The organism is Methylophilus glucosoxydans (assembly GCF_042676145.1).
GTDB classification, from domain to species: Bacteria; Pseudomonadota; Gammaproteobacteria; order Burkholderiales; family Methylophilaceae; genus Methylophilus; species Methylophilus glucosoxydans.
Genome location: NZ_JBHTJW010000001.1, coordinates 360,378 through 374,811, shown reverse-complemented (window position 1 = coordinate 374,811; position 14,434 = coordinate 360,378). Strand labels below are relative to the sequence as shown.

General features: G+C 52.8%; 17 protein-coding genes. 1 reads left to right on the top strand and 16 read right to left on the bottom strand.

The window, feature by feature from the left end; all coding sequences use genetic code 11:
* Positions 1-53: 53 nt before the first annotated feature.
* The 14 genes from ACFQ1T_RS01810 to ACFQ1T_RS01745 all read right to left on the bottom strand — a co-directional run bounded on the left by ACFQ1T_RS01810 (position 54) and on the right by ACFQ1T_RS01745 (position 11,397).
* Entirely contained in the window at positions 54-1,763 is a 1,710-nt protein-coding gene (locus ACFQ1T_RS01810) for a proline--tRNA ligase (protein ID WP_379073544.1), read from the bottom strand.
* 67 nt (positions 1,764-1,830) lie between these two features.
* Positions 1,831-2,430: a hypothetical protein gene (locus tag ACFQ1T_RS01805; RefSeq protein ID WP_379073542.1), complete on the bottom strand. Its 600-nt coding sequence runs from the start codon at positions 2,428-2,430 to the stop codon at positions 1,831-1,833.
* Between the two features lie 46 nt (positions 2,431-2,476).
* Positions 2,477-2,986 (bottom strand): TPM domain-containing protein, encoded by a 510-nt coding sequence (locus ACFQ1T_RS01800; RefSeq protein ID WP_379073540.1) that lies wholly within the window; start codon positions 2,984-2,986, stop codon positions 2,477-2,479.
* A gap of 9 nt (positions 2,987-2,995) precedes the next feature.
* Positions 2,996-3,817 carry a TPM domain-containing protein gene (locus ACFQ1T_RS01795; RefSeq protein ID WP_194749327.1) on the bottom strand — a complete coding sequence of 274 codons (822 nt, stop codon included), beginning with the start codon at positions 3,815-3,817 and terminating at the stop codon, positions 2,996-2,998.
* A 54-nt stretch (positions 3,818-3,871) separates the two neighbouring features.
* Positions 3,872-4,468: a LemA family protein gene (locus ACFQ1T_RS01790; protein WP_379073537.1), complete on the bottom strand. Its 597-nt coding sequence runs from the start codon at positions 4,466-4,468 to the stop codon at positions 3,872-3,874.
* Between the two features lie 121 nt (positions 4,469-4,589).
* Complete coding sequence (locus ACFQ1T_RS01785) at positions 4,590-5,351, bottom strand: hypothetical protein (protein ID WP_379073535.1); 762 nt, start codon at positions 5,349-5,351, stop codon at positions 4,590-4,592.
* Between the two features lie 10 nt (positions 5,352-5,361).
* Positions 5,362-5,823: a ribosomal protein S18-alanine N-acetyltransferase gene (rimI, locus tag ACFQ1T_RS01780; RefSeq protein WP_379073533.1), complete on the bottom strand. Its 462-nt coding sequence runs from the start codon at positions 5,821-5,823 to the stop codon at positions 5,362-5,364.
* Between the two features lie 7 nt (positions 5,824-5,830).
* Positions 5,831-6,532: a tRNA (adenosine(37)-N6)-threonylcarbamoyltransferase complex dimerization subunit type 1 TsaB gene (gene tsaB, locus ACFQ1T_RS01775; RefSeq protein WP_379073531.1), complete on the bottom strand. Its 702-nt coding sequence runs from the start codon at positions 6,530-6,532 to the stop codon at positions 5,831-5,833.
* 69 nt (positions 6,533-6,601) lie between these two features.
* On the bottom strand, positions 6,602-7,384 hold the full coding sequence (locus ACFQ1T_RS01770; protein ID WP_379073529.1) for a hypothetical protein: 783 nt from the start codon (positions 7,382-7,384) through the stop codon (positions 6,602-6,604).
* A gap of 65 nt (positions 7,385-7,449) precedes the next feature.
* Positions 7,450-8,259, bottom strand: a complete 810-nt coding sequence (gene panB / locus ACFQ1T_RS01765; RefSeq protein ID WP_379073527.1) for a 3-methyl-2-oxobutanoate hydroxymethyltransferase — start codon at positions 8,257-8,259, stop codon at positions 7,450-7,452.
* A 60-nt stretch (positions 8,260-8,319) separates the two neighbouring features.
* Positions 8,320-8,958: a deoxynucleoside kinase gene (locus ACFQ1T_RS01760; protein ID WP_228518910.1), complete on the bottom strand. Its 639-nt coding sequence runs from the start codon at positions 8,956-8,958 to the stop codon at positions 8,320-8,322.
* A gap of 13 nt (positions 8,959-8,971) precedes the next feature.
* On the bottom strand, positions 8,972-9,466 hold the full coding sequence (gene folK, locus ACFQ1T_RS01755; RefSeq protein WP_275356660.1) for a 2-amino-4-hydroxy-6-hydroxymethyldihydropteridine diphosphokinase: 495 nt from the start codon (positions 9,464-9,466) through the stop codon (positions 8,972-8,974).
* The gene (gene pcnB, locus ACFQ1T_RS01750; protein WP_194749322.1) at positions 9,466-10,812 is read right to left on the bottom strand and encodes a polynucleotide adenylyltransferase PcnB; all 1,347 of its coding nucleotides are present in this window, start codon (positions 10,810-10,812) and stop codon (positions 9,466-9,468) included. The genes folK and pcnB overlap by 1 nt, the downstream gene beginning before the upstream one ends.
* Positions 10,813-10,845: 33 nt before the next feature.
* On the bottom strand, positions 10,846-11,397 hold the full coding sequence (locus tag ACFQ1T_RS01745) for a cob(I)yrinic acid a,c-diamide adenosyltransferase (protein WP_379073524.1): 552 nt from the start codon (positions 11,395-11,397) through the stop codon (positions 10,846-10,848).
* Between the two features lie 62 nt (positions 11,398-11,459).
* Here ACFQ1T_RS01745 and murI point away from each other — a divergent pair, with 62 nt between their 5' ends.
* The gene (murI, locus tag ACFQ1T_RS01740; protein WP_379073522.1) at positions 11,460-12,242 is read left to right on the top strand and encodes a glutamate racemase; all 783 of its coding nucleotides are present in this window, start codon (positions 11,460-11,462) and stop codon (positions 12,240-12,242) included.
* Positions 12,243-13,192: 950 nt separating this feature from the next.
* On the opposite strand, the gene ACFQ1T_RS01735 is transcribed toward murI, so the two are convergent.
* Together ACFQ1T_RS01735 and ACFQ1T_RS01730 are read right to left on the bottom strand one after the other, a co-directional pair.
* Complete coding sequence (locus ACFQ1T_RS01735; protein WP_194749319.1) at positions 13,193-13,381, bottom strand: zinc-finger domain-containing protein; 189 nt, start codon at positions 13,379-13,381, stop codon at positions 13,193-13,195.
* A 31-nt stretch (positions 13,382-13,412) separates the two neighbouring features.
* Positions 13,413-14,330 carry a branched-chain amino acid transaminase gene (locus tag ACFQ1T_RS01730; protein ID WP_379073770.1) on the bottom strand — a complete coding sequence of 306 codons (918 nt, stop codon included), beginning with the start codon at positions 14,328-14,330 and terminating at the stop codon, positions 13,413-13,415.
* Between the last annotated feature and the right edge of the window lie 104 nt (positions 14,331-14,434).

The window sequence follows — 14,434 nt, the reverse complement described above, 5'->3', positions numbered from 1 at the left end:
AATCACAAGCGGCGTGCCGTGGACGGGCAAAAAGAGGGAATAAATCCCGCTAATTACTCAGCAAGCTTTCGCTGCAAAAAGGCCAAACAATCAGCCACTTGCAGGTTTTGTGCTTCAGCATCGGTGCGGCCTTTGTATTCCACCTTGCCTTCAGCCAGGCCACGGTCACCAATTACCACGCGGTGCGGAATACCCATGAGATCGCTTTCTGCAAACATGACCCCCGGACGCTCGCCACGGTCATCGAGCAAGACATCTACACCCGCCTGTTGCAGTTGCGCATAGAGCTCAAACGCGGCCTGTTTGACGGCCTCACTCTTATCGAGGCCGATCGGGCAGATCACCACCGCAAACGGTGCCATGCTCAATGGGAAAATAATGCCCTTGTCATCATTGCCCTGCTCAATTGCTGCCCCCACAATCCGTGACACGCCAATGCCATAACAGCCCATTTCCATCACTTGTGATTGGCCGTTTTCGTCCAGGTAAGTCGCCTGCATGGCTTCTGAATACTTGGTGCGCAACTGGAAAATATGGCCGACTTCAATGCCGCGGCACAAACTCAGGGTGCCTTTTCCATCCGGGCTTGCATCGCCTTCTACCACGTTGCGGATATCGGCCACGATGGCTGGCTCAGGCAAATCGCGGCCAAAGTTGACCCCTGCTAGGTGAAACTTAGGTTTATTGGCGCCACAGACAAAGTCACTCATCAGGGCCACGGTTCTATCGGCCACCACGCGTACATTGGCATTCACACCCACCGGGCCAATAAAACCAGGCGGGCAGTTCAGGTTGGCGCGGATTTCTTCTTCGGCGGCCAGGCGGAACTCTTTCACGCCCTCTACCTTGCCGAATTTCACTTCATTGAGTTGATGATCACCGCGCAACAAAGCCAGCGTAAACACTCCATCCACCAGCAAGGCCACCGACTTCACGGTTTTGCTCACAGGCACTTCCAGCAATTTGGCCACGTCTTCGCAGGTCGTTTGCTTGGGCGTATCCACTTCACGCATGGTTGCTGTGGCTGCGGCACGGCTGCCAGTCGCTACGGCTTCGGCCAGCTCGACGTTAGCCGCGTAATCAGATTGCTCGCAATAGGCCAGTGCATCTTCGCCACTGTCTGCCAGTACGTGAAACTCTTGCGAACCGTCGCCACCAATGGCACCAGAGTCAGCTTTCACGGCGCGGAATTTGAGACCCAGGCGCGTAAACACATTGCTGTAAGCCGTGTGCATGGTGTTGTAGGTATTCACCAGGCAATCGACGCTAGTATGGAAAGAGTAGGCATCTTTCATCAAAAATTCGCGGGCACGCATCACGCCAAAACGCGGGCGGATCTCGTCACGGAACTTGGTCTGAATCTGGTAAAAATTTAACGGCAATTGTTTGTAGCTGCTGATTTCCTTACGCGCGATGTCAGTAATCACTTCTTCATGCGTGGGGCCAAAGCAGAAGTCACGCTCGTGCCTGTCCTGAATCTTGAGCATTTGTGGGCCAAACACCGCCCAGCGGCCAGTTTCTTCCCACAGCTCTTTAGGCTGCACAGCGGGCATCAACAGCTCCAGCGCACCCGCCTTGTTCATTTCGTCGCGCACAATGTTTTCCACCTTACGCAATACGCGCAAGCCCAGCGGCATCCAGCTATACAAACCGCTACCCAGCCTTTTGATCAAGCCGGCACGCACCATCAGTTTGTGGCTGATCAGTTCAGCATCTGAAGGGGCTTCTTTTTGGGTAGCAATGAAAAATTGTGAGGCGCGCATAAGAATAACTTTAATTAAAATCCGAAAGCGCGATTTTAGCCTTATTCGCTGGCGGCGTCATCCGCGCCTACTCGGCTGTCGCCTCTTTTTGCTGTGGCCGTTGCAAGATCGGACTATCGGTAGGAATGTATCCGTCTTTCCAGGTCGCCATCGGAATGATGGTGGCCGGATAGCCGTTATCGTAGAACCAGCTATCAACCGCATATTCAGCTTGATTGGCCTGCTCACGGATGACGGCGGCCGTATGTGGCCAGCCGGTTAGAAAAAACTTGCGGGTGCGGGTATCCAGAATGTCATGGTAACGGATCAGGCCAGCTTGCTGCATCAGTCGCAGATAGGTCGTACTGTTGATGGCTTCGTCGTTGCAGTCTTGTTGATGCAGGTATTCACTGTTGTTAAACGTCCCGGCGCGGTCTGCTGCAGTACCAATTTTGGTACCGACTATGTCCTCCAGCAGGCCGATGGCTTTTGCAATGGCCTCGCGCTCGGCCTCTGCAGTCGCTGGCAGCGGCGTAAATAGCTGCTCGACGTTATCCCATTCGGCAGGGCTCAGGCTCAGCACGTCTGACTGGACACAGCCCCCGCCATGACAAATCTCAAAAGCTTGCAGGGCGGGGGGACTGTGATAAATACGATAGATGTCTTTGAGATCGGCCTGTGCTGGCATCGCGCCCGATAAGCAGGCCAATACAAAACCGGAGAACAGGTGTGCGCTAGAGAATAAGGACGCGGTTAGACAACTCGTTACGCGGCACAGCTTCGGGCGGAAAATGCGCTGCCAAATGTTGGCCAATGGCCTGAATACCGTAAACCACACCTGCTTCAAACTGCCCACTTCTGAACATCCCTTCCATCTGCTGGCAAATCTGCTGCCAGCCTGCTTGCCCCACCTGCCGATGAATACCGCGGTCGGCGACAATTTCTACATCCTGATCGGCCAGACACAGGTAAATCAGTACGCCATTGTTATGCTCGGTATCCCAGATATTCAACTGACCAAACAAGTGAATGGCGCGTTGCCTTGGGGTGAGCCCTCGCAGGATAGCATAGGCAGGCAAGCCAGATTCAATCACCACGCGTATTTCACCGGCATGATGGTGTTCATTTTGTGAGATAGCATTTTCAATATTGGCCAGCGCCTGTGCAGAAAACAGCGCCTTGACCTGGCGAGGATGGCTCCAGGCATGCTTAAACCAGCGTTTGAGAGGATGAATGGGTTTCATGTGTTTAGTTTACCAATCGCCGGAAGCCCCGCCGCCGCCAAAATCACCGCCACCGCCACTGAAAATATCTGGCCCACGGCTGCCGCCTGAGTAGCCGCCAAAGCCGCCCGCAGAATACGGCATACCACTGCCACCGCGCCCGCCCATGGCCAGTGTAAAGACAAATGCCGCCAGGCCGACCAAGCCCATGACCAGCAAAGTGGCCCCCATGAATCCGGCCAGTACACCCAACGCACCGCCAGTCACCAGGCTGCCCGGAAAATCCCCTAACATGCTTTTGAAAATCGCCCCGGCGATAATGGCGGCAAACATCAATATCGGCAGCATGGTCATCCAGCCATCCGCATTTGAGTGATGCGAGGATGATTTATCCGCTGCGGGCAGTTGCTCGCCTTGTATCAGCTTGATCAAGGTATCCGTGGCCAGATTCAGGCCGTTGTAAAACTGGCCCTGCTTGAAGGCCGGCGCCATTTGCTCGGCAATAATGCGCTTGGCAATCGCGTCAGGAATCGCCCCTTCCAGCCCATAGCCGACTTCAATGCGCATTTTTTTGTCGTTTTTGGCGACGATCACAATCACGCCATCATCCTGCTTATCGCGGCCAATTTTCCAGGCTTCGGCCAGGCGAATGCCAAATTGCGCGATGTCTTCTGGCTGCGTGCTGGGCAAGATCAGTACCGCGACCTGCGAGCCAGCTTGCTGTGCAAACTGGCTCAGCTTCTGGTTCAGGGCCGCTTGCTCTTCAGGACGCAAGGTCTGCGTCAAATCGGTAACCGCAGCCTGTAAAGCAGGGATAGCAACCAGATCGTCTGCATGGCTGACCAGCGCCATGCAGAACAGGCACCAGGTAAGAAATAATGCTCTTAAGCGCAAAGCCACCCGCCGTTACTTGCTGTCACCAAAATCGACTTTAGGCGCGCTAGAAATGGCTTTTTCGTTTTCTACCGTAAACGTGGGCTTGGGCTGATAACCAAACATCATGGCGGTCAGGTTGTTTGGAAAGCTGCGTACGGCGACGTTGTATTTCTTCACGGATTCGATGTAACGGTTACGCGCCACGGTGACACGGTTCTCTGTGCCTTCCAACTGCGCCTGCAAGTCCCTGAAACTGGCATCTGCCTTCAGATTAGGGTAGTTTTCTGACACCACCATCAAGCGTGACAAGGCACTGGTCAATTGACCTTGCGCCGCCTGAAACTTGGCAAACGCCTCAGGATCATTCAGCAACTCTGGCGTCACTTGCATGCTGCCGACTTTTGCGCGCGCCTCGGTCACCTCAGTCAGTACTTTTTCTTCGTGGCTGGCATAGCCTTTGACTGTCGAAACCAGGTTAGGCACCAGATCGGCCCGGCGCTGGTACTGGTTGAGCACTTCAGACCAATTGGCTTTGGTTTCTTCATCCAGGCTTTGGAACTGGTTATAGCCACACCCAGACAGGCTAAGTGTCGCAGTCAGCAACAACAGAGTGAATAAACGGCGCATATTTGAGACTCCAGTCTTCAATCACTTAAAAATATTTGGTGGTGACGGGCTTGCCACGATTGGTTAGCCACATTCAAACACTCCACAACACTGCAATAGATGCGGCCAAAGAAGTGTTTATTCAAGCCATCAGTTCGCTTTTCTTTGCCAGTAACAGGCACAAGTCCTGCCATACCTCACGCTTGAGCGCAGGTGTTTGCAACATCGCAGCCAAGTCGTGCGTCACCACACACCACAAGTCACCCACTGCATGCAACTGACCACGCACGGCTGCGACCTCGGTATGTTGGGCATTTAAAAACTGATTGGCGGCCGCCAGGCCAAATAGCACACAAAAGCGGCTGCTGACCTGTGCGCGTTGCAACGGTTCATGAGTCACGGTCACCTCATCAGCAGGTAACTGCATGGCTTGCATGATGTTTTGCAGCAATTGCTGGCTGGGGGCGTCAACGGGGCGGGTCGAATAGATCAGCCAGGGAGACTGAATCAGCGTTGCAACGCTCTCGGCTGGTGTCTCAGCGGCGATATCCTCTACAGGGTGATCCACCTCAAGCGCCAGCACTGGCGCGTCAAGCGACACGCTGTGCATGGGGGCCTCTTCAGCAACGTTGGGCTGCCAGTTGGGCAGGGAAACATTTTCTGGCTCACCAGCAGCAGCCACTGGCATCAAGGTTGGCGACTCAGTGACAGGTAACTCGGGAGCGGTCTCTGTCACATCTGGAGGGACCGCTTTTTCTGCGACATGGGTCACTTGCTCGCCCGCAGACACAGGCGCTGTTTGCGGCATGGCAGCAGCCATCTCTAGCACTGGCGGCATGCGCACATGCCATGCTGGCAACAACTCCAGTTCACGCAGCATATCGTCACGGGTCAAGCTCATCATGCCCTCCTGCTCATAAGGCCAAGCCCATCAGCACCGCATCCTCGCGGCCGCTCTTGGTCGGATAATAATTGCGGCGTATACCCATTTCACAAAACCCCACCGCCTCATACAAGGCAATCGCGGACGTATTGCTGACCCGCACCTCAAGAAACATATTGGCCGCCTGATAGCGGCGAGAGATGGCAATCATCTGCGCCAGCAACGCACGCCCAAAACCCTGCCCCTGAAACGGTTTTGCCACACTGATATTGAGCAAGTGGGCTTCATCCAGCACCATCATCACCAGCGCATAGCCGACCAACTCGCCCGCCAACTCCATGACCCAGGCGCTATGGCCGGCATTGAGGGAGTCCTTGAAATTGCCCAGGGTCCATGGATGACTGTAAATGGTGGGTTCGATACGCATCACGGCAGACAGATCCTGCTCTGTCATCGGCCTGAAACTGGGTTGAGAATGTGGTAATGCGCTCATATGGCCCTTACAAGGTCTGGCCTTGCGCACGCTCGGCGGCGGTCAACGCCACCCGGTTGCGCACATACAAAGGGGCCGCCTCATGGGCCGCCTGCCCTTGCCCAGCCACAAACAATGGCTGCGCCAACGCGAGCATGGCACTGGCTTTAGGCAAACATTCAGGGGCAAATTCACTCACCTGCCTTGCATATTGCGCGGACAAGCCCTCGGCAAACACCCGCCACCCCGAGCCCGCCCCCAACCAACCTTCGCCCGCGATCGCAGGCACCTCGTGTGGCTTACACACCACCGGCGGACTCACCGCCAGCCACTGATCCGTTTCGCGGATAAACGCAGCATGATAGACCTCGCCCATACGTGCATCCAGGCACACCAGCACCTTCTCGGACTGCGTTTGCAGCCACGCTGTCTCAGCCACGGCCAAGACCGAGCTGATCCCTACCACTGGCAAATCTGCACCAAAAGCCAAGCCTTGTGTCACGCCGACGGCGACACGCACACCCGTAAATGAACCTGGCCCCATGCCATAGACGATGCCATCCAACTGAGGCAACTTTACGCCAGCCTTCATCAATAAATGTTGGATTTCCGGCAAGATGCGTTGCGAAGCGGCAGGGCCGGTGACTTCATCAAACGTCAACATACCGGCCTCGGTTTGCAGGGCCAGTGACAGGGTTTCGGTGGAGGATTCGATGGAAAGTAATTTCATGTGACAACCTATTGCAATATTGTGCCATAGGTATTTCAAAGAATAATTTAATTAACTAACTTTGTAGATTCAATCTGGAAACTTAGACTCTGGCAATCTCATATGCTTTCTCAACCATACCAAAGCTAAGCGACAAGCTGGATTTTTCTTATTTTTTTCTAAAATCTCATACTTAGTAGCATTAATATAATTTGAAATTGGAAATTGTGGATTTGGCACCTCAGTCATTGGAACACCTGGATAAAACCAAGGGTTATATTTCTGAAAAGTGTTTAAAACATCCGAACCCAGATTACTAAAACTTTTCTCAATTGGATCAACGCCTATCAACTCTCTCAATTGAAATATAAGAGCATCTAAAGCCAACAAATGACCAGTATTAAAATCTATTCCGAAAATATTATATCTGTTATCAGCAGAACCATACTTCTCAAAATCTTTGAGTAACTCAACTACGGTAAATCTTCTAATATGCTTATTAACAGATGAGTTGATAGGAATACAAACGTGAGGTGATATATCGAGCCTTGAAATTGACAAATCAACAGATTGGCTAGCTTCAAATAATTTAATTATTGGATGACCTTTGTAGGTTTGGACACTGAGACCATTCATCAGAAGAAAAGCTTTAAAGTACTTCTCGACAGCCTGTGCGGCAGCCCAGAAAAAGGCTCGGGACAATCCGTTAATTGCCATAAAACGAGCTGCCAAATAGTCTTGATCTCCTGAAACGACAAATGACTGGTTAATCACATCAACAACATTCACCTCTGCGCTTATTTGTGTTTCTTTAGGCATGAGTTTGAAATGCGATATAACTTTACTCATATCAAAGTTATATAGAAAGCTCATGATCACAGCCTCCTTAAGAGTCTTAAGCTCCAAAGTACAGTCAAAGTCGATAGTAAAAAGCTAAATTAATAACTATGCTGCTCCCCAGGAAAGCGCCCTTCCTTCACGGCGTGCACATAACGCTCCACCGCGCCCTGCACACTCCCGCCCTGTTGCAAAAAGTTTTGCACAAACCTGGGCGCTTTGTAGTCTTGCGGCGCTTTGTCGGCGGGGCCAGTATAAATGCCCAACAAATCTTGCAATACTAGCACCTGGCCGCTACAGCCTGCCCCGGCGCCTATGCCTATGGTAGGCACCTGAATCGTTTGCGTAATCTGCGTCGCCAGAGCGGCGGGCACCATTTCAAACAGCACCATACTGACGCCGACAGCGGCCATCGCTTGCGCATCGGCCAGCATGGCGCGGGCGCTTTCTTCGGTCTTGCCCTGGATTTTATAGCCGCCCAGCTTTTCAACCGATTGCGGGGTAAAGCCAAGGTGCGCACAGACCGGCACACCGTTTTCAATCAGATAGCGCGCGGTTTCGACCATGTCTCCACCGCCTTCGATTTTGACAATATGCGCGCCTGCCGCGAGTAGGGTTTGTGCGTTAGTGAGCGCAGTTTCTCTATCATGCTCATAGCTGCAAGCAGGCATGTCACTCATGATGACCGTATGCGGCGCGCCTCTGGCGACCATACGGGTATGGTAAATCATGTCTTGCATGGTGACGGCGAGCGTATTGCTGCCACCCTGTATCACCATACCGAGTGAATCCCCGACCAGCAATACATCCACCCCCGCCAATGCCAGCAACTTGGCAAAGGTGGCGTCATAGCAGGTCAGCATGGCAATCTTCTCGCCCGATCTGGCCCTGGTGATCAGAGTATTCAGCATGTCGTTATGTCGTCTTAAAAGGCTGCCCGCAAAAAGCACATGCGTCGCAGCAGACCCGCATCAGAAATTAGGATTAAAGTACTCGCGGCTGCTCTTGATCTGGCCTATGCGTTCGATCAGCAAATCAAAGGCTTCCGGGTCTTTAATGATATTGAGCTTTTCGTTGTTGACGATCAGCAAAGGTGAAGCATCATAAGCATGAAAGAATTCACTGTAAGCCTCAGCCAGACGCGCAATATACTCGCGCGGCATGTCTTGCTCATAGCTGATATTGCGCTCTTCAATACGATCCATCAAGGCATCGACCGGGGTTTGCAGATAGACCACCAGGTCAGGCTTGGGTGCCTTCAGCTGCAAGTGCTGGTAAATTTGATGGTAAAGCGAATACTCTTCATCATCGAGATTCAGGCGTGCAAACAGCGGGTCTTTTTCGAGAAAGAAGTCAGACACCGTAGGCTGGCCAAACATGTCACGCTGCGCCATGTCTTCAATCTGCCGTGAACGCTGAAACAGGAAAAACAGCTGCGTAGGCAAGGCGTAGCGTTGCGCATCCTGATAAAAGCGGGTCAAAAAAGGATTGGCTTCGGCTTTTTCGGAGAGTAACTCTACCGAAAACTTGTCTGCTAGCATGCGGGCCAGCGTGGTTTTGCCACTGCCAATAGGACCTTCAATGACAACATAAGGAAAGCGGGTAAACATGGAGATTGCTCGTCTAGCGGATTGAATTCGGATCCAGTTTGCGCACGTCGTCGTGCTTGTTTGTTGTCAACCATTCTACAACACTCTGCCCGGATGGCAGCACAAAGTCCGGCACAATTTCAGCCAGTGGCACCACCACAAAGCCGCGCATGTGCATGCGTGGATGCGGCAGGGTGAGCAGCGGTGTATCCAACTGCATGCCGTCATAATCGAGCAGATCCAGGTCCAGAATACGTGGCGCATTGGGAAAAGGGCGCTCTCGGCCAAACTGCTGTTCTATCTCCAACAGCAATTGCATGAGGTGTGGCGCTTCAATCTCGGTCGCCATTTGCACCACGGCATTGATAAAGTCTGGCTGGTTATCATACCCCACAGGGGCGGTGGCATAGAGGCTAGAAGCTTGCAGCAGCGTCAAGCCTGGCGTCTGCGCCAACACTTCAATGGCTTTGCTAACCTGCCGCTCCGGCTGCTGCAAATTGCCGCCCAGGGCAATCAAGGCAATCGCCATCAGGCCAGGTCTCCACCAGCCGGTTTTTTCTTGCGTGGCTTGCGTCTACGTTTTTTCGGGCCGCTTTCCGGTAGCAGCATGGCGGTACGCTCTTCTGTCCCGGCATCGGCAAAACGTGTCCACCAGTCACCGAGTTCTTGCGGCAGCTCGCCAGAGGCACAACGCAACAGTAGAAAATCATAGCCGGCGCGATAACGCGGATGCGTGAGCAAGGCATACGGCCGCTTGCCCGAGCGCTGTTCAAAGCGCGGCTGCATGGCCCAGATCTCTTTCATGGTGGTCGTATAGCGATTATGAATCGCCATCTTCTCGGCTTGCTTGTCGATGACTTCGTTCATCGCCTCATGCAGCGCAGGAATCATATGTTCGCCACGCTTCTGGTTTTCTTGCCAGGCAAGCAAGACTTCATGCCACAACAAGGTTGCAAACAAAAAGCTGGGGTTGGATGACTTGCCGGACGAAATGCGCTCGTCGGTATTCTTAAGCGCCAGCATGACAAACTTCTCGCCCATGGGCTGCTCAAGTATCACATCCAGCAAGGGCAACAAGCCGTGATGTAACTGTTGCGCACGTAAAGCATTGATGCTTTCAATGGCATGCCCGGACAAGAACAGCTTGAGCATTTCATCAAACAAGCGGCTAGGTGGCACGTCTTCAAGTAAATCGGCCAGCTTGCGAATCGGGGTCTCGGTATCTCGCTCCAACTTCAAGCCCAGTTTGGCTGACAAGCGCACGGCGCGCAACATACGCACCGGGTCTTCCTGATAACGCTTGATCGGGTCGCCGATGATACGCAAGGTTTTGGCACGAATATCGGCCACCCCATTATGAAAATCGAGCACTTCCTGCCGCTTGGGGTCGTAATATAAAGCATTGGCGGTGAAGTCGCGGCGCACCGCATCCTCTTCTATGCTGCCAAACACGTTATCGCGAATGATACGGCCACTGTCATTGGTTTCAGCATCGCCCTCACTCAGGTGATGCCCGCGAAAGGTAGACACCTCTATAGTCTCATGCCCCCATAACACATGCACCAGCCGGAAACGGCGGCCAATAATACGCGAACGGCGGAAAACCTTATGCACCTGCTCAGGGGTGGCATTGGTTGCCACATCAAAGTCTTTGGGCGGATGATCTAGCAGCAAATCGCGCACTGCGCCGCCGACGATATAAGCCTGAAACCCGGCCTTTTGCAGCTGGTCGCAAGTTTTGAGGGCCGCCTGACTAATATGCTTCTGGTTGATTTTGTGCTTGCCCGCCTGGATGATTTGCGCCGCTGGCAATTGAGTGTGCGTATTCGCGCTGGCACGCCGACGGAATACTTTCTGCAGTAATTGTTTAATCATTATTTTGCAATTCGAGCGTCAGCCTGCGCCGCGCTACAGTTTATGTTGGTTATTCCACAAGACATCCGGCACACCCGCATGCCGGTTTAAGGTACGACAGAGGACAAACAGCAAATCGGACAAACGGTTCAGGTATTGCAAGGCCACGGGCGTCACCGGTGCTTGCGCATGCAAGGCATGCAACACCCGCTCGGCACGCCGACACACCGTGCGTGCCAAATGACACACCGCGGCTGCCCGACTGCCGCCAGGTAATATAAACTCTTTTAACGGCGTCAATGCTTCGTTCCAGGTATCCAGCGTCATTTCCAAAAACGCGACACGGCCAGCCTGCATAAACGTATGCCCTGGCATACACAATTCACCACCCAAATCGAACAAGTCATGCTGTATCGCCAGCAGACTGTCACGCACATCCTCAGGCAAGGTTTCAACCAGCAATATGCCTAACACCGCATTCAGCTCATCCACGTCACCCATGGCTTCCACGCGCAGATCAGACTTTGCGACGCGCGTGCCGTCGCCCAGCCCGGTCGTACCGCTATCGCCGGTACGCGTGTAAATCTTGCTCAGCCGGTTGGCCATCCCTGTCACCCGTATAAAATCCGATATAATCCAGCCATTATAAATCATACCGTGCCATTTCGATGTGCTCAGCGATTGCAGTCAACGCCCCAATCGGGGTCATGGATTCCGGGGTCGGCGGCCTCACCGTCCTCAAACACTTAACCCGCCAGCTGCCACACGAGCATTTCTACTACTTTGCTGACAGCGCACATGCGCCTTATGGCAACAAAACGGCGACAGAAATTCAGCAGCGCTGCTTTACCATCGCCGACACCCTCATTGACCAAGGTGCAAAAGCACTGGTCGTCGCCTGTAACACCGCCACTGCCGCGGCCATCAGCGCCATGCGCGAGCGTTACACTCTACCCATTATAGGCATGGAACCCGCCGTCAAACCCGCGGCAGCGGCCAGCAAAAACGGCATCATCGGCGTGCTCGCCACCACTGGCACGCTTAAAAGCGCACAATTCGCCGCCCTGCTCGAGCATTACGGTCAAGGCGTGCAAGTCGTGACACAAGCCTGCGTCGGTTTGGTGGAGTGCATAGAACAGGGGCAGCTAGATACCCCACAGACACTGGCTCTATTGCAACAATACTGCCAACCGTTGATGGCAGCAGGCGCAGATACCATAGTGCTGGGCTGCACACACTACCCGTTTGTTAAAAAGCAGATTCAAGAGATTGTGGGGCCCGAAGTCACCTTGATTGATACCGGGGCTGCGGTTGCCAAGCGCCTACATCAGGTGCTGGAGCAAAAGCAGATGCTTAATGTTGCCACTGAGGCTGGGGATTTTGTGTTTTTAAACAGTGGAACAAAAGATACTCAACGAGTAATGCAGCAGTTGTGGATTCATTCTAATTAAGCGACTCAACTCACGTAAAAGACTTCAAAAATAACTCTTTTGAATTGCTATTGAGGTCCCAAATTCCCTTTGGCGTACTAATAACTATCTTTTTCGCCTCTCGGCGAGTTACTTTCTGTTGCTTGCCCCACCGAAAGTAACCAAAGAAGAGGGCTCCCAGCCATCACGGCCTGCGGCTCCCTTGCGTTGTTGGCTACGGCCGCTGCGCTTAACATCGCTACGCGAGTTAGCCTACGCCCTAACAGACTGCTGCACAGTCTTAGTTATCAACAAAGTGGGCGTCCATCGAAACTCGCCCTAACAGCTTGCACACTACGCAAGCTGCCGCGGAACTCGAACAGCCGATGGCCGACAACTCCCACTTCGCCTGCGCTCCTCGGCGTGATGGGATGGGATTTTTCTCATCTAAGTAGCACTGTTGAATTTTGAACAGTGGCATTTCAAGATCACAAAGGGCGGCGCTCATGGGTTTTTGGGCCCCTATCTGACGCGCCGAGTAGCGCAGCCAAAACAAGGGAGAAGGGAGCGACTGTTCGAGTCCCGCAGCAGCTTACGTATTTTGTGAGCTGCCAGGTCGAGTTTCGTGACCGCTTGTTTTGGTGAACAAGGCAGGGATCAAGCGGAAGCTAGGGTGCATTTCTTTTGGTTACTTATTCTTTGGGCAAGCAAAGAAAAGTGACTCGCTGAAGGGCGAAACAGAGCATGACATAAAACAAACACCAATCCGCGTGGGCATACATGCCCACCCTGCAACTTGAACAACGGCCTCTAAATACGCCAACCATTGCGCCAGCATAGCGCATAATTTGGGAACCCTACTCCAAAGTGGAATTAAGGAAATTCAGACACCTTGTGACAGAGAAACAAAAGAATGACCTTCTAAAATCATTCTCAATCGCACAACCCAAACCTGCAACAAAAAACCCACGCGCTGCGTGGGTTTTTTTGACTTAATGGTGATGCACCTGTGTGCCGGGTTTCAACCGGTATTTCGTCCCGCAGTACGGGCAAGAGACCTGCCCCGTTTTCGCCACATCCAGAAACACTCTTGGATGTGATGCCCACAAAGCAACTTCTTTGGTTGGGCAATGCAATGGCAAGTCTTTGCCGTCTACTTCAAACTCTTTGACATCAGACATTCAAACTCTCCAGCAAACAGGCAACAATTCATTAAACCAGGGTCAGCCAGTGAGCGTACTTGGCGTTTTTCCCTTTAACCACATCAAAATACATACTTTGCAGTTTTTCAGTGATCGGGCCGCGTGTGCCTTCGCCAATGGCGCGGTTATCCAGTTCACGAATAGGCGTCACCTCAGCGGCAGTGCCGGTGAAGAAGGCTTCGTCAGCGCTGTAGACTTCGTCACGCGTAATGCGTTTTTCAATCACTTCAAGGCCCAGCTCTTCTTTGGCCAGGTGGATGATGGTGTCACGGGTGATGCCTTCCAGCGCAGAGGTCAGGTCTGGCGTGTACAGCTTGCCGTTACGGATGATGAAAATGTTTTCACCGGAACCTTCAGCCACGAAACCGTCCACATCCAGCAACAGCGCTTCCTGGTAACCATCCTGCGCCGCTTCCTGGTGTGCCAGGATGCTGTTCATATAGTTGCCATTGGCTTTGGCTTTACACATGGTGATGTTGACGTGGTGACGCGCAAAAGAAGACGTTTTTACGCGAATGCCTTTGGTAATCGCCTCTTCGCCCATGTAAGCACCCCAGCTCCAGGCGGCAACAATGACGTGAGTAGATAAGGTTTTGGCAGAAATGCCCATGGCCTCTGCACCATAAAACGCCATTGGGCGCAGATAGCCAGAGTCGAGATTATTCTCACGCACGGCAGCTCTTTGCGCTTCGGAGATAGTCGCTTTATCAAACGGCATTTTCATGCCGAGGATATGCGCACTGCGGAACAAACGGTCAGTATGCTCTTTGAGGCGGAAAATGGCTGTCCCCTTGTCAGTTTTGTAGGCACGCACCCCTTCAAACACGCCCATGCCATAGTGCAGGGTGTGGGTTAATACATGGGTGGTGGCGTCACGCCAGTTGACCATTTTGCCGTCGTACCAGATAACGCCGTCACGGTCTGCCATCGAACTCGGTATTGCCATTTAAACTCGCCTTTAATCCGTCAGTCATCAAAAACCAGTATTGTAAACTAATCTGCGCGCTTTTCGCCTATGCTAGAATCCATTTC